At 57.6% G+C, this 15337-nt stretch carries 15 protein-coding genes and 1 tRNA gene; 6 read left to right on the top strand and 10 right to left on the bottom strand.

What is annotated here, in order from left to right:
* Positions 1 to 908: 908 nt before the first annotated feature.
* From H8F27_RS13305 to H8F27_RS13260, 10 genes are all read right to left on the bottom strand, one after another.
* A complete protein-coding gene (locus tag H8F27_RS13305) occupies positions 909 to 1892 on the bottom strand; it encodes an IS5 family transposase (RefSeq protein WP_197148660.1) in 984 nt (327 codons plus the stop codon).
* A gap of 110 nt (positions 1893 to 2002) precedes the next feature.
* Positions 2003 to 3046 carry a DUF563 domain-containing protein gene (locus tag H8F27_RS13300; RefSeq protein WP_197148659.1) on the bottom strand — a complete coding sequence of 348 codons (1044 nt, stop codon included), beginning with the start codon at positions 3044 to 3046 and terminating at the stop codon, positions 2003 to 2005.
* Positions 3047 to 3099: 53 nt separating this feature from the next.
* Positions 3100 to 3948: an alpha-1,2-fucosyltransferase gene (locus tag H8F27_RS13295; RefSeq protein ID WP_197148658.1), complete on the bottom strand. Its 849-nt coding sequence runs from the start codon at positions 3946 to 3948 to the stop codon at positions 3100 to 3102.
* A gap of 2488 nt (positions 3949 to 6436) precedes the next feature.
* Positions 6437 to 6510 (bottom strand) — tRNA-Pro (locus tag H8F27_RS13290).
* A gap of 11 nt (positions 6511 to 6521) precedes the next feature.
* Entirely contained in the window at positions 6522 to 6884 is a 363-nt protein-coding gene (locus H8F27_RS13285; RefSeq protein WP_231596277.1) for a hypothetical protein, read from the bottom strand.
* On the bottom strand, positions 6881 to 7042 hold the full coding sequence (locus tag H8F27_RS13280; RefSeq protein ID WP_197148657.1) for a hypothetical protein: 162 nt from the start codon (positions 7040 to 7042) through the stop codon (positions 6881 to 6883). The genes H8F27_RS13285 and H8F27_RS13280 overlap by 4 nt, the downstream gene beginning before the upstream one ends.
* Before the next feature lie 13 nt (positions 7043 to 7055).
* A complete protein-coding gene (locus tag H8F27_RS13275; protein WP_197148654.1) occupies positions 7056 to 7361 on the bottom strand; it encodes a hypothetical protein in 306 nt (101 codons plus the stop codon).
* 3 nt (positions 7362 to 7364) lie between these two features.
* Positions 7365 to 8063 (bottom strand): peptide-methionine (S)-S-oxide reductase MsrA, encoded by a 699-nt coding sequence (msrA, locus tag H8F27_RS13270; protein ID WP_197148647.1) that lies wholly within the window; start codon positions 8061 to 8063, stop codon positions 7365 to 7367.
* 26 nt (positions 8064 to 8089) lie between these two features.
* Positions 8090 to 8368 (bottom strand): hypothetical protein, encoded by a 279-nt coding sequence (locus tag H8F27_RS13265; protein ID WP_197148645.1) that lies wholly within the window; start codon positions 8366 to 8368, stop codon positions 8090 to 8092.
* A gap of 83 nt (positions 8369 to 8451) precedes the next feature.
* Positions 8452 to 10206: an ABC transporter ATP-binding protein gene (locus tag H8F27_RS13260; protein ID WP_197148644.1), complete on the bottom strand. Its 1755-nt coding sequence runs from the start codon at positions 10204 to 10206 to the stop codon at positions 8452 to 8454.
* A gap of 76 nt (positions 10207 to 10282) precedes the next feature.
* Here H8F27_RS13260 and H8F27_RS13255 point away from each other — a divergent pair, with 76 nt between their 5' ends.
* From H8F27_RS13255 to rlmB, 6 genes are all read left to right on the top strand, one after another.
* On the top strand, positions 10283 to 10612 hold the full coding sequence (locus tag H8F27_RS13255) for a DUF3288 family protein (RefSeq protein WP_197148643.1): 330 nt from the start codon (positions 10283 to 10285) through the stop codon (positions 10610 to 10612).
* 112 nt (positions 10613 to 10724) lie between these two features.
* Positions 10725 to 11768, top strand: a complete 1044-nt coding sequence (gene trpD / locus H8F27_RS13250) for an anthranilate phosphoribosyltransferase (RefSeq protein ID WP_197148642.1) — start codon at positions 10725 to 10727, stop codon at positions 11766 to 11768.
* A 22-nt stretch (positions 11769 to 11790) separates the two neighbouring features.
* A complete protein-coding gene (gene carA / locus H8F27_RS13245; protein WP_231596276.1) occupies positions 11791 to 12939 on the top strand; it encodes a glutamine-hydrolyzing carbamoyl-phosphate synthase small subunit in 1149 nt (382 codons plus the stop codon).
* Between the two features lie 101 nt (positions 12940 to 13040).
* Positions 13041 to 13385, top strand: a complete 345-nt coding sequence (locus tag H8F27_RS13240; RefSeq protein ID WP_197148641.1) for an STAS domain-containing protein — start codon at positions 13041 to 13043, stop codon at positions 13383 to 13385.
* Positions 13386 to 13422: 37 nt separating this feature from the next.
* Positions 13423 to 13809, top strand: a complete 387-nt coding sequence (locus H8F27_RS13235) for a ribonuclease III domain-containing protein (protein ID WP_197153574.1) — start codon at positions 13423 to 13425, stop codon at positions 13807 to 13809.
* A 15-nt stretch (positions 13810 to 13824) separates the two neighbouring features.
* The gene (gene rlmB / locus H8F27_RS13230) at positions 13825 to 15297 is read left to right on the top strand and encodes a 23S rRNA (guanosine(2251)-2'-O)-methyltransferase RlmB (RefSeq protein WP_197148640.1); all 1473 of its coding nucleotides are present in this window, start codon (positions 13825 to 13827) and stop codon (positions 15295 to 15297) included.
* Positions 15298 to 15337: the final 40 nt, after the last annotated feature.

Genomic DNA, 15337 nt, shown 5'->3' with positions numbered 1-15337 from the left:
GTATTAGTCCCAGTGAATAATTGAACGAGCCGAAATCACGGGGACTCTTAACTTCATTCAAGACGATAAGAACCGGGATCATGAAAAAAGAACAACTGGGTGTAGCCACTTCCGGAACGATAGCGGCCATCTGGGATTGCTCTGAGACAACTGATTAAGTCGCTGGAATCAAGTTGTTCAGCATCCACGCACGATTTGGGGCAAAAAGGTGAGCAATTTCCGCTGAACAAAGGCAATACAGACACGCTTTGTCAGCAGGCCGTATACACAGAATCATACAGCTCTGGCTCCTAAAAATGGCTATGAGACATTGCCTGCGTAAAAGCACATCATGGGAAACTGCATATCGCTGCATTAAATCTGTCAAATCCTTAATTAGATATCAGCTAAAACGGGATACCTTTTCTACTTTTCAAGCTTTTTAACATATGATTATACCGGATTTCAATACTTAAGAGTCATGAAGAGGGGAGAATGATTCATTTGGCCAACACAAACGCTCGTGCGCATCGGCGCTAATCTTCTTTAGGAGTTGAAGCTCATCAAAATGAAAGAATTCAGGAGCTCACAAAAAACGGAGATAGATATAAGCCAAATTACTTATAAAGCAATCATGGGAGGAGAACTTTATAAAGCTAATGATTCTAGGTTAAATCTGACTAATTTAGTTGGAAAGAAATTACCCGTATTGGTAGTTTTAGTATTCAGTGCCGCGTTTAAGGAAGCTCTGATCAAGACGGCTTAACCAAAATAACCTAGTCTCATTCTAGTGAATGAGACCATACTGAGTAGATTTTGCCCTTTTTCGCTCACAGCAGTACTTTCAAAGTCGTTCAGGCAGTTTCCATAACGCGTTCTGTCTTGTTTTCTGGATGATAGTCGACCATAAGTCATAGTAAACCCTAGTACTACGCTGAGTCAGGTATCCGTTCCCGTACCATCCAGAGGTTTGCCAAGGCAAAGAGCAACTTCAGCTTGAGGTCGTTCTTGCGGATGCCTCGGTAGAAGACCTTCCGGAAGCCGAATTGACATTTGATGATCCGAAAGGGATGCTCCACTTTGGCGCGGAAGTGGGCTTTCGCCGTCTCAATCAGATCCAGAAGCCTGCCCTCTGGTGTCTCTGGAAGCACTCTGCGTTGGCCGGGTTTCATGGCAATTCTGAACTCAGCTTGGCAGTCCTGGAAATCGTCACGTTTCTCGATGCCGATGTGGCCTGCATCACCGTAGATGAGGCGTTCATCCCCATGAAGCCGCTCTGCTGCTGTGTTCAGCTCATGCACGTTGGCAGCGGTGCTCTCAACGGAGTGGACAAGACCAGATGCGGCATCAACTCCAATGTGGCAGCGCATTCCAAAGAACCATTGCTTGCCCTTGGCCACCGAGTGCATTTCGGGATCTCTCTCCTTGAGCTTGTTCCTGGTGGAACTGGGGGCATTGATGATCGTGGCATCAAGGATCGTGCCCTCCCTCAACATCACTCCCTTCTCGCGCAGCATCTGGTTCACACCCTCGAGGATCTGCTCAGCGATGCGGTGCTCTTCCAGCAGATGGCGGAAGTTGAGGATCGTGGTCTCATCAGGGATCCGGCCTTCCATCGTCTCGATCCCTGCGAAGCGGCGGAAGCAGGGCGTATCGATCAGCATCTCCTCCATCAGGGGATCTGAAAGCGTGAACCACTGCTGCAGCAGGTGGATCCGGAGCATCACCTCCAAAGGAATCGGCGGACGACCTCCTTTGCTGGACGGCTTGTGATACACGGGTTCAATCAAGGCCAGAAATGCCTCCCATGGAATCGTGATCTCCATCTCTTCCAAGAAGCGCTGGCGACGCGTCTTCTTTTTGGCGTAGATCTGCTCGTAGTCCGTGAAGCCCAGCTGGAGAGGGACAGCCATCCGGTCCAGTCTCAGTTCGAGAACTGGACTGATTTTAGCGGGTTTCTCAGAGGTTTCTTAAAATTAATCAATTGCGAGAACTACAATAACAGGAATAAATGAAAGGGTTATCAAGTAACGCAATAAAGCAACGTTTCAAGTACTTTAATATCGACGACTATATCATTTTCGGTATTAAATGAAGGGAAGACATAGTAAAAATATTTAAGCCCCTTGATTGAGGCCAGTTGAAAGTAATCAGCTCGAATTCCATGACCTTCTGCATGTAACTCAACCACAGTTGCATTTTCCGAAAATAGTAAATTCGTTAACCCAGCACCATGAACGGCAATAATGTGACTAGCTTTTTGAAACAAAGCAATCAATTGGGGCAAGGGCAACCCATCTAAAGTTACAGAAACATAACCATAACGTTCCAGAAAACATACTACTTCATCTTCATTTACAGTTCTTCGACACAGGGCATCTTTTCTAGAAATATACAATTTTTTTGGGGTTTCTAACTCAATTGTCGAATACAATGTACCAGAAGAAAGATTATCTGCTAGTTTTGTTATCACATTTGGAGACATACAATCGTACGGCGCACCAAGTAAACCTTGTGCTCTGCCGGCAGGGGATGATATGAGGCTACTGGTTAAAATTGATGTCCTTACGATATTCTGGTCAAGATTTATGAGACTAGAACTTGTAAATCCCAATAAACCAAGAGACGAGACTTGCCATTCCTTTAAGTGTAAAGGGACAAGTAAATAGACGAAGTTTCCGCTCTTTGCTTGATAGTCACAGACCGAAAGAAGCCTAGGCAGAATATCAATAAACCAATGAAAGTATGAGTAATGCCATTGATTTACATCAAGAAGAGAACAAAGTGGAACATCAAAATTTAGAGTAGAAGGCAGAAGTGATTGTGAACGGATTATTAGTCGATCGCGAAGCCGTGGATTGAAAAATGGATACGTATCAGGAAGCAGCCTCCAATGATGTGTTAGGCCATACAAGTTCAAAGAAACAAGTTGACCTGATTTAACAACATGATACTCAAAAGGTTTTGCAGTAAAAGGAGTTAAATAACTTTCCAATCTGCCAAGGGGGGAATTCAGTGGATTGCGTAAGGTATAACAACAAAAGGATGAAGAATAAAGGGTTGTCATTTTCCAAAAAATCTTGGCACAAAAAAATTTATATATGATTGCAAAGGAGTAATTTATAGTTTTTTTACAGGAAGCAGACCATTAAAAACAAACCTTTTTTTTGCCCCGTAAAATGCAGCCCATTCCGAGAAAGTACTCGGGGGGCCGACAATTACATCACATTTTGCTAAAGTATACAGATCATCCATTGTAGATCCATTTAGGAATACTCGGGATTTAAACTCAAGCAAATTATTTGGTACACGTTCGTTTGAACAGATTAGGAACTGGACATTATTTGAACCATACAAATCTTCAAAGCGCAACATTAACTCATTATATAATTCATATGAAAAAAAATATTTACCATTCTCCCAACTAATGTAATCACCTCGTCGGATATGTACGCCTATAGTTAGCTTTTGGGATGCTAGTCTACTGAAATTTTTATCAACAGTCTCCCTAATGAACTTTTGAGGTCTAAATATAGTAACTAAAGCATCTCTATATTTAGATCTTAGTTCTTCGCAATTTAATGCCCATGCAGCCCATACTAAGAAAAAATTATTGTAATCAATTAGCAGTTTTTCAATATCATGCATGTCTAATGTTTTTAGATCATTCACCTCAAACAATAAGTTAGTTCTTCGTAAGCAATTTAGTACCGGCTTTTTTGTCAGGAGTGTGTTAATGATTGACCAAAAAATTTTAGTATCAAAGATTACATCAACTATATTAGTAGATTTTTTTGCTTTATAACAGGGAACAAACTGAGGTTCAAAATACTCGAAGTATGACGAATAAATTTTAAATGAGGGATTATAAATAGACCAGTTTTTATGTAAACTTAACGCAATTAGGCTGCTAAAAGTAAGGAGTCTGTTGCCAAGTTGGCCATAGTCTTTCCAAACTACTAATTTCATGTCTATTTAAAAGCTTCCGAAGTTAATTGCAGATGGCTTGTAATATTTTTCTTAGAACACGGAATAGGGGAAAAAATTAAAACCTATACTTTTTTTTGATTGGGTGATCTAGACTCCATCCAAGGATCAAGGATAAGTTTAATTGTCTATAAGTTTAGCGAGTCTGAGATCCTCTTCTGTGAGCGGCATGCAGCAGCACATTGGATTGGTGATCCGGTCTGTCGCCCCAACAATTTAGAAGCGATGATTTAAGCGAAAGCATTAGCCGCTAAGATAGCCTTGGCCTATTTTTCATAGCCGAAGGCCAACAAAGCGACAGTTTAAGACGTGGGAGGTACCGCTGAATGGTCTTGCAACCGCAATATAGTGATCCGCCGGACTTGCGTTAGGTTATCTAGATGTTCGGTGCCGGTGACGTCAACCTTTGGGCGGCAGTTGACTGTGATCACGGCGTGGAAACTAGCCAGTGCATCGAAGAGAACATGGCTGCCGGAGGGGAGGTGGAGTTTGGTCTAGTCAGAGATCACGTCTGAGCTGAAGCCTTTCACTGTTGTGATCCTGGCGTGAATTTGATGGCCAGACTCGTTCAAGGTGGAGGCCGCAACAATGGTGATCTTGTTCTCTGATTTCAGGCTGGCTTGCCACCTAGGCGTTCTCAACCAAGGTAGGGATTATGGATCTGGATCTTTCTCCGCAGAAGGTAAACACCCTCTTGCTTTGTTATTGCATGCGGTATCTGGTTGTGCAGCAAGCAGGTGGTGTCGTAGTTGACGCCAGGCTGACGGCTGAGCTCCGTCTAGAAGATTCCAGTTTATCGCTGCGCGGAAGCCTTACGGCTAGGGGCTGGTCGATCAGATGGAGAGCTAGATGCCATGCGATCAGTGGGAGTTTGGTGTCTGCATGATCGTGCAGTCCGTGAGAGTGGTCTATTGCCAGCCACTACGGCACTGATAGCGCTTGAGCTGCCGGCTATAGACCAACCCAATCTCGTGGCTCTGGAAACTCGAACTCTGGAACCCATATCTGCCAACTGGGCTTCTACAGGGCAGTCCACATTAGAAGCCGATTCACCCACTAGGCACCAGAACACTTTAAGCAGGTAATGTGTAGCCTAAGAAAAACACCCCATTTACTCTACCAGTTGTTTAAGTGAGACCCCGGTGCTCGTTTGTGTGGCCATGATTTATCTATTGAGGTTGTACGGTTTTGATCATATTTATGACATTGGGAAGGTCGTATGGTGACAACTACACTAGCTCTACATTAGTGGCGATGCTTAAACGCTCTAATCAACTTATACAAGCAATTTGACCGTCTCGGCAGCTGCCCACACCCCGACATCTAAACTCAAGAAGTTGATGAGCAGATTGTTACTGTTTTGGTCTGTGACACTCGTCATTAGAGCTCCAGAGAACATGGGCAGGATATGCTTAGACTTGCTGAGTTTAGCTATCTCTGAAGGCCGGCATAGGGGCAATATAAGTTGGAACAGAACAAATAGCTTAGGTCGCCAAAGTCTGATGCCGTTACCTTCGTGATTTTATTGATCAGCAGCTCACTCTGAGTGGGAATGAACTGCAACTATCCTATAATGGAAAAGCGGTGAGCAATGGAAGCTAGGTTCGCCTTGTAGATAATATTCCAGTGCATTCCCTAAAATCCAGAGTCCACAGGCATAATGCGATTCAAGATGAATTTGTGAACTCAAAGTAGATAGTCTAAAAGTACAGCGTTGGAAAACATATGACCGCGAGGCGGATTGCTGGGTCTCTGCAAGCGCGCAGTAAACAATCACTGGTAACAACTGAGACGCGAGCAGCGCTCGAGCGTCACCAACTGAACCTAATTATCTTAGAAAGGGTTGAGCCTTAGCGCAAGAGGCAGGCATGTGAGTTTCTGAGGGTGGTCAGAAATACAGGCTGCTTGAATGGTTATGGACCTTTTGTTCAGGGCAGCTAGATTGCATTATTGGGACCGATCAGGGGGAAGGGCAAATGAATTCACTAAACGCAAAGCCTAGCGCGTCTTCCTTTTAGGAGCAAGAGCCTGTTGATCCTAAATTAACTAACCCAGGCAAATTAGGACGAGCCTATACCCACATCGGGAGAATCGTGCAACGCTTACTTTCGGTTCACTTTTGAAATGTATTAATTATTTGCGTAGACTTGGGTGGCATATTTTATGTTCTGAGGAGGCTGTCAATTTTGCAAGATGGATATACACATTCAAATATTGTTACGATAACTCACGCTTCGAATTTTTTGAATTACCGCAGTTACAGGCAAGGATCGTTGCTGTAACACGAGCAACTTAGATATATCAGCCAAGAGCTTTTGAACCCAGCGACTGGAGTATTAGGACGGCAGTCGTTATTGCTAAGTTTCACTATCCCGAATTGTCAAAGTCAATGCCATAAATCCCATAACTTTGTTAGTGAGAATCTTTGGGGAAAGATGCTCAGTGGGTAAATGAAAACATATTGAATGAATCGGAGCGACAGGATTTGAACCTGCGACCCCCACTACCCCAAAGTGGTGCGCTACCAAGCTGCGCTACGCCCCGGCTAGTGCAAATTACCACAGCGCTTTGCGGGGCTTCTGCTGGGGCTTTTGTTGCGGCTTCAACCGCCGGATCAACCTGGCGCTGAGCCGGTCTCGGCTTAGGCCGGCGTAGCCAGCGATGCCCTGCTCCTGCGCCAGCAGGCGCAGGTCGGCCAGGCCCATGGCAGCCAGGCGCAATTCCGGCAGTTTCTGCCACACGGTGGCTGCGGCCGGCAGGTCGGATCCCCTGCGATTGGCCCGGAAGCCCAGCAGGGCGCCCCCGGCCATCCATTCCGGCACCAGCACAAACAGCACTGCCAGTAGCCCATAGAGCTCCACTAGTCCCCGTGGCAGGGGGTGGAGCCGGCGGGGTGGCGTTTGCTCCGGTCCGGTCACAGCGGTTGCACCATGGCCTGGGGCGCCTGGCGGTCTCGCCATTGCAGCTGGGGTTCGGGGCTGGGATTGAGCCTCACACTCCAAAACACCAGGGCAAAACACAGCCCCAGCGTGATCAGCAGGGCGAGGATCACTGCCCGATCGGGCCAGGGAGTCATGGCTGCACCTGCATCAAACTTGCTGGGTGCGCAGGCATTCCAGTTTCTGGAACGACTGTTCCATGGTGAGCACGTCGCCCCGCAGAATCACGGTCATCTGTTCATTGCGGTAGCGCAGGCCAGGCAGGTTTGAGTCTTCCCTAAACAGGGTGGAGCGGAACCGGCCGGCGATCAGTGAGGCCTGGGCATCATTGCGCTCCAGGGTCACGGCGCGCTCATTGGGGCAGAGGAACTTCTCAGTGATGCCGTAGTCCTCCCACCAGGGCGAACCCATCGACAGCAGCGAGAGGAGCAGCATGGGCATGGGCAGCACCGGCATTATCTAGGCCAGCTGGATGGGGGCATTGTCACCCCGCAGCACGCAGTGGGCCACCGACCAGTCGTAGGAGTTCCACACCCGGGGGTTCAGCTTGTAGCTGGCGCCCTCAAAGGCGCCCAAGCGCAGCCCGCTGGGCTGGGCGGAGCAGTAGGGGCGGCTGCCGGGCTTGGCCAGATACTGCTGGTGGTAGGGCTCGGCGTACCAGAAGGTTTGGTTGCTGCGCAGTTCGGTGGTGATCGGCCCGAAGCCCGCCCCGCTCAACAGGAGCTGGTAGGCCTGGCGGCTGGCCTGGGCCAGCTCCATCAGCGCCGGATCATCCAGATAGATCACCGAGCGGTATTGGCTGCCGCGGTCATTCCCCTGCCGATCTCCCTGGGTGGGGTCGTGGCATTCCCAAAAGAGCTTTAGCAGGTCGCTGAAATCCACCAGAGCGGTGTCCCACACCACCCGCACCACCTCGCTGTGGCCGCTGCGGCCCGAACACACCTGGTTGTAGCTGGGCTTATCAGCCGAGCCCCCGGCATAGCCCACCGCCGTTGTCACCACCCCGGGCAGGCGCCAGAACCCCTTCTCCGCCCCCCAGAAACAGCCACAGCCAAAGATAGCCACGTTCTGACCTGGGCCCGGCTGGGCGTCAATCGGAGTGCCCAGCACCGCATGGGCTGCTTGGGTGGGGGTTGCGGTCTCAAACAGGCCAAACACTTGCAATAGGGCGATCGCAGTTCAGCCTAGGCAGCCCCTTTGGGGTCTGCGTCCGGCTCCAGGGCGATGTGGTTGAGCAGGGTGGTGGTGAAGGCGAAGAGCAGGAAGGGCAAGGACAGCACCAGGATCACCCCCACCCCCACCAGGGCAAAGATTGGCTTGCTGGCCCCCATCAGGGCCAGGCCGGCAGCCAGGCTGGCGAAGATCACCAGCATCCAGATCAGGATCTGGCCATAGATGTCGCCGAAGGTCAGGGTGCAGCGCAGCCGGTAGGGCAGGCCGGGGAAGGGGGCAGCGGGCTCCATGGCGACCTGGCAGGTGGAGGAATTCTCTCCCCACCTAAGCCTGAGCCTGGGATCTTTTCTGGGCTGCTCAACAAGTATTGAGATCAGCCCGCCGCCTGCAATTGCTCGCTGGCCTGCTGGCGGTCCCAGAGGCGCCGGTAGGTGCCGCCGGTTTCGGCCAGTAGCTCGAGGTGGGGGCCCTGTTGCACCAGCCGTCCCTGTTCCAGCACGAGCACCCGGTCGCAGGCGGCGGCGGCCGAGAGCTGGTGGCTGATCATCAAGATGGTGCGCCCCTGCTGGTCTCGCAGGCTGTGGAGGATCGCGGCGGCCGTGTTGTTGTCAACGCTGGCCAGGGCGTCGTCGAGCACCAGTAGGGGCGTCTGCACCAGCAGGGCCCGGCCCAGGGCCGTGCGTTGCCTTTGGCCGCCGCTGAGGGTGATGCCCCGCTCCCCCACCAGGGTCTGGTACCCATCTGGGAAGCCCTTGATATCCCCCTCCAGCCGGGCCTGGCAGGCGGCCTCCTCCACCTGCTCCAGCGGCGCTTCCGGTTTGCCGTAGCGCAGGTTGTCCGCCAGGGAGGCGGTGAACAGGTAGCCCTCCTGGGGCACCAGCCCCACCCGATCGCGCAGGGCTGAGAGCTCCAGCCTGGTGATATCGACCCCATCAAGCCAGAGCTGGCCTGGCTCCACCTCCACCATCCGCCCCAGGGCCCGGGCCAGGGTGGTTTTGCCGCAGCCCACCGGGCCGACCACCGCCACCAGCTCACCGGGCTTGAGGCTAAAACTCACGTCAACCAATGCTGGCCTGGGCGCCCCTGGGTAGCGCACGGTGAGGCCGCGGGCCTGAACCGCCCCGCGGCCTGGCAGGGCTGGGGCCTGGGGCCGCTCAGGCGAGACGATCAGAGGCTTGCGCTGCAGCAGCTCCTCCACCCGCTCGAGGCTCACCTGGCCTGTCTGGAAGGTGTTGAGGGTGAAGCCGAGCAGGGCGGTGGGGAAAACCAGCCGCTCGACAAACAGGATCAGGGCGACCAGGTCGCCGATCGTCAGCAGTCCGCTCTCGAGCTGGCCGCTGCCGAGGGCCAGCAGCAGCAGCAGGCTGATGGAGGCGATCCCCTCCAGCAGGGGGAACAGGGTGCTGCGGGTGCGGGCCAGGTTCAGGGCCGCATCCCGATAGGTGCGGTTGCGGCCGGCGAAGGCGGCCTGCTCCGTGCTCTCTTGCCCGTAGATCTTGATGGCACTGATGCCGGAGAGGTCTTCCTGGATCAGGTCGCTGAGCGAAGCTAGGGCCTCCTGCTGGCGGCGTTGCTGGCGCATCATCCGGCCGCCGAACAGGCGCACCACCACGAGCATCACCGGGTAGAGGCCCACCGCCGCCAGGCTCAGCCAGGGATCGATGGCGAGCATGGCCGGCAGGGTGAGGGCATAGGCCAGCACCGTGTTGGTGAGGCTGAGCACGGCAAAGCCCATCAGGCGGCGCACGTTTTCGACATCACTGGTGGCCCGGCTGATCAGCTCGCCACTGCCGGTGGTCTGCACCCAGCCCGGCTCCTGCAGCAGCAGGTGGTCAAAGATCTGCTGCTTGAGGTCTGCTTCTACCTGCCGGCCCACGCCGAAAACCAGCATGCGCGAGTAGAGGCGCACCGCCCCCATCACGCTGGCCAGGGCGACGATCAGGGCCGCCTGGGCCAGCACATCCCCCAGGGCGAAGCCGTCCTGCAGGTCATCGATCACCCGCCGCACTAGCAGTGGAATCGAGACGCTCAACAGGTTCACCACCACCAGGGCCGCTGCGCCCTGCAGCACCTGGCGGCGATGGGGGCGCAGGTAGCGCCGGATCAGGTCCAGCCGAAGTGCTCCCATCAGGGGCCAGGTGCACAAGTGGGCCCAACCTAGGCATGTGCTTTTGCGGCAGGCTGGGCGGGCCTGCTTTGCCCTGATGGAACCCAGCAGCAACGACCAGAGCCATCCCCTCTATGCCACCGACAGGGATGTGGTGGATCGCCTGCTGGCGGCCGAGCAACCCGCCGATGCCCACCTGGTGGATGCGGCGCGCTTGCTGATGCGCTACGAGAATTTTCCCGGCGCCCATGACCTCAGCGCCGATCTGGCCAAGGCCCTGCGGCTCTGGGGCCTCAGCCGCCAGCAGCTGCACAGCCGCACCAGGGCCATCTGGGAGGCGGGTTTTCGGCCCGCAGCCACGGCTACTCCCGGCGCCAGTGCGGCGGTTGGTTCGAGTTTCGACACCGCAGACCAGGAGCAGACCTAGATGAAATTGCCCTGGGGCATCGCCAATTCCCCCCTCTTCGGGTGATAGTGGGAGGGTCCCCATCACCCGGCCCGGCGTGCATTGCACCCGGGCTTTTTTCTGGCCGCACCCGATGGCACCCGCCCAACCCTGGCCAGTCCTTCTGGAAAAATTGCTAGATGGGCAGTCGCTCAGCTCCGCCGAGGCCACCGGCCTGATGCAGGGCTGGCTGGCCGAGCAGATCGATCCGGTGCTCACCGGCGCCCTGCTGGCGGCCCTGCGGGCCAAGGGGGCCAGCGGCGAGGAACTGGCCGCCATGGCCCAGGTGTTGCGGCAGGCCTGTGACCTCCCGGCGGCCCGCCCGGCCCTGCCCCTGGTCGATACCTGCGGCACCGGCGGCGACGGGGCGGACAGTTTCAACATTTCCACGGCCGTGGCCTTTGTGGCGGCCGCCTGCGGCGCCCATGTGGCCAAACACGGCAACCGCAGCGCCAGCGGCCGGGTGGGCTCGGCCGATGTGCTCGAAGCCGCCGGCATCCACCTGCAGGCTCCCCAGGCCCAGGTGATTGGCGCCTTGGCCCAGGCCGGCCTCACCTTTCTGTTTGCCCCTGGCTGGCATCCGGCCCTGGTGGGTCTGGCACCCCTGCGCCGCAGCCTGGGCGTGCGCACGGTGTTCAACCTGCTCGGTCCCCTGGTAAACCCGCTGCGGCCCGATGCCCAGGTGCTGGGCGTGGCCCGTGCCGACCTGCTCGATCCCATGGCCGATGCCCTGGCCCGGCTCGGCCTGCAGCGGGCGGTGGTGGTGTACGGCCAGGGGGGATTGGATGAGGCCTCCCTGGCCGGCGTCAATGAGCTGCGGCTGGTGGAGACCGGTGCGGTGCGCAGCGACCAGCTCGATCCAGAGCAGCTGGGCCTGCAGCGGGCCCCCCTGGCTGCCCTGGCCGGGGGCGATCTGGCCACCAACCGGGCCATTCTCGAAGCTGTGCTGCAGGGTCGGGGCAGCCGGGCCCAGAGCGATGTCGTGGCCCTGAATACTGCCCTGGTGCTCTGGGCCGCCGGGCAGGCCGCCAGCGTGGCGGAGGGGCTGGAGCAGGCCCAGGCGGCCCTCGCCTCGGGCGGCGGCTGGCAGACCCTGGAGCGGTTGCGCAAGGCCCTGCCCGCGCCGGCTGCGGGATGATCACTTCACTTGCATCGAACCCTTGAGCCAGGCCCCTGCCCTGTTGGTGCTGGCCGATGGCACTTTGCTGCGCGGTGAGGCCTTTGCCGCCCGGGGCACGGCCATCGGTGAGGTGGTGTTCAACACCGGCATGACCGGCTATCAGGAGGTGATCACCGACCCCAGCTATAGCGGCCAGCTGGTGACCTTCACCTACCCCGAGCTGGGCAACATCGGCGTCAACGGCGCCGATCAGGAGGCGGACCGCCCCCACGTGCGCGGCGTGATTGCCCGCCAGCTGGCACCCCGGGCCAGCAACTGGCGCTCCGAGGAGGAGCTGGAACCCTGGCTGGCCGGCCATGGGGTGGTGGGAATCCGGGCTGTCGACACCCGCGCCCTGGTTCGCCACCTGCGCGAGGGCGGAGCGATCAATGGGGCGATCAGCAGCGATGGCACCCCAGCCCTGGAGTTACTGGAGCAGGTGCGCAGAGCCCCGTCGATGCAGGGCCTCAACCTGGCGGCCCAGGTTTCCACCCAGCAGTCCTACCAGTGGCACCAGGCGTGTGGGGTGCCCTTCGATGCTCGCCTGCAACCTGCCCCAGAGCGCCCCTACCGCGTGGTGGCGATCGACTTCGGCATCAAGCGAGCCATCCTGGAGCGGCTGGTGGCCCACGGCTGCGAAGTCACCGTGCTGCCGGCCGATGCCCGGCTCGACCAGGTGCTCAGCCACCAGCCCAAGGGGGTGTTTCTCTCGAATGGGCCGGGCGATCCTGCTGCCGTCAGCGGCGGCATTGAGCTGGCCCGGGGCCTGATCGCCCAGGCCGATCTGCCCCTGTTCGGCATCTGCCTGGGCCACCAGATCCTCGGCCTGGCCCTGGGCGGACGCACCTACAAGCTCGGCTACGGCCACCGCGGCTTGAACCACCCCTGCGGCAGCCCCGGTCAGGTGGAAATCACAAGTCAAGTAGAGATCACCAGCCAGAATCACGGCTTTGCCCTCGATGCCAGCTCCCTGCCGGCGGGAAGGGTGCGGGTGAGTCACTTCAACCTCAACGACCACACCGTGGCGGGCCTGGAAATGGTCGATGCCCCGGTGTTTGGCATCCAATACCACCCGGAAGCCAGCCCTGGCCCCCATGACGCCGACCACCACTTCGCCCGCTTTGTCGCCCTGATGGCTGCGCGACGCTGAGGTCTGGCGCAGTTTTGTTGCGACTTCCGCACAGTCAAATCAACTCCCTACACTCCCGGCAGAACTGATCGGGGATTGGAGCCATCAACGACCTGCAGCGATTGACGGTGTCCCTACGCGGGGGCTTCGAGCAGCAGGCCCACTGCCAGCTGTTCCGCTTCACCGGCCAGCTCGATGCCTATTCCGATAAGCAGTTTGGCGATTTCATCGCCTCCCACCGCGGCAGCGGCCAACCCCTTGTTATTGACCTGAGTGCGATCGACTTCATCGATTCCTCCGGCCTCGGGGCCCTGGTTCAGCTGGCCAAGCAGTGCAATACGGGCAAGCAGAAGTTTCTGGTGGTGGGCAACGCCCGGGTGGTGCAGACCGTGAAGCTCGTGCGCCTGGAAGAGTTTTTGCATCTGCAACCAAACCTGGAAACCGCCCTTGGCAGCCTCGCCGCCTGATCGGGGCGAGCCCGATTCGGCGACGCCAGGGAGCTGGCTGGCTGGGTTGACGCCCCAGCCCCCCAAGGTTGAGCTGGGCCCCCTGCAGCTGGCCTGGCTGGGGGATGCGGTGTGGGAACTGCACCACCGGCTGCAACGCTGCCGCCGGCCGGCCCGCTCCCAGACGCTGCATCAGCAGGTGGTGCAGGTGGTGCGCGCCGGTGCCCAGGCCCGATGCCTGGAGTGCCTCGATGGCCTGCTCAGCGAGTCAGAGCTGGATCTGGTGCGTCGCGGCCGCAACCGGGCCGGGCGGGGGCCGCGCCTGGGCGATGCGGCGGCCTATGGCCAGGCCACCGGCTTCGAGACCCTCTTGGGCTGGCTGTTTCTCCACGATCCAGGCCGGTTGGCCGAGCTGCTAGATCACTTGCAGGAAAACGATCCATAACCAGCGAACGCCGCCATGAGTCCACGCTTTGAACCCCGTCGCGGCACTGGTCGCCCAACCCGTTTCAAAGGGGCCGGCGAGGGTCGGGAGGGTCGGGAAGCTCGTGAGGGTCGGGAGGGCCGAGGAACTGGGCCCCGTGATCTGCGTCGCCAACCCCGCCGGGAGGGAAGTTTAGATCGTCCCGCCAGCAGGGCTGAAAAACCCTATGAGAAGCCCTATGAAAAACCCTACGAAAAACCATACGAGCGCTCCTACGGGGAGAGAAAACCCTTTGGCGAAAGAAGGTCCCTAGGAGACAGGCGGCCCCTTGGTGAGAGGCGACCCATTGGTGACAGGAAGCCCTATGACCGCAGACCCGGCGCCCGCATCGAGGGCCGTTTTGGTCCGCGCCGGGCCGGGGCGCCACTGCGCTCCGCCGCCAGGCCCCTGATCGTTGACGCCGCTCCGCCGCTGGCTGCCGGCGAGGCCGAACGCCACAGCATCGACCCCAGCACCGATCTGATTTGGGGTCGCCATCCCGCCCAGGCGGCGCTCGAGGGCGGCCGGCCGATCCACCGCATCTGGTGCACGCCTGAGGTGCGCACCAGCACCAAGTTTCTGCAGCTCTTGCGCGAGGCCAAGGCCTCGGGTGTGCTGGTGGAGGAGGTCACCTGGGCCCGGCTGGGCCAGCTCACCGGCGGAGCGGTGCACCAGGGCATCACCCTGCAGACCGCCGCCGCCGACACCCTCGATCTGACCAGCCTGATCGAGGGCTGCGCCGCCATCGGCGAGCCACCCCTGCTGATTGCCCTCGATGGCCTCACCGATCCCCAAAACCTGGGGGCCATCGTGCGCAGTGCCGAAGCCCTCGGCGCCCACGGGTTGGTTTTGCCCCAGCGGCGCAGTGCCGGCCTCACCGGCTCAGTGGCCAAGGTTGCGGCGGGCGCCCTGGAGCACCTCCCCATCGCCCGGGTGGTGAATCTCAACCGGGCCCTCGACGCCCTCAAGCAGGAGGGCTACCGGGTGGTGGGACTGGCCAGCGAAGGCGCCCTCAGCCTGGAGGAGGTGGATCTGGAGGGTCCCCTGGTGGTTGTGACCGGCTCGGAGGGCGACGGTCTCTCGATGCTCACCCGCCGCAACTGTGACCAGCTGGTGCGCATTCCCCTGCGGGGGGTAACCCCCAGCCTCAATGCCTCGGTGGCCACGGCCCTGCTGCTCTACGAGGTTGCCCGGCGGGGCTGGATGAAGGGCTTGCGGGGCAGCCAGCCCGCCCCGCGCCTGGTACGCCCCCAGCTGCCCGTCGCAGCAGCAGTACCCGAGCCCGAGCTTCTGCCCGAGGCCCCGCCTGAGCCCGAGCTCCAGCCTGGGCCTCTGCCCGAACCCGAGGCTCTTGCCGAAGAAGCCCAGCCCGAGGCCCCTGCCGCAGAGGCGCCCGGCGAGGCTCCTGTGGTGGAGCTAGGGCTGACGCCGGCCCCGCCAGCTGGATTCAGCGGTGATATCCAGTTGTGATCACTGGTTTGATTTCCGGTTGTGATCTCTAGTTGTGATT

The sequence above is a fragment of the Synechococcus sp. CBW1108 genome (assembly GCF_015840335.1).
Lineage (GTDB): Bacteria > Cyanobacteriota > Cyanobacteriia > PCC-6307 > Cyanobiaceae > Cyanobium_A.
Note: the sequence above shows the minus strand (reverse complement) of the source record. Positions and strands in the feature narration are given on the sequence as shown.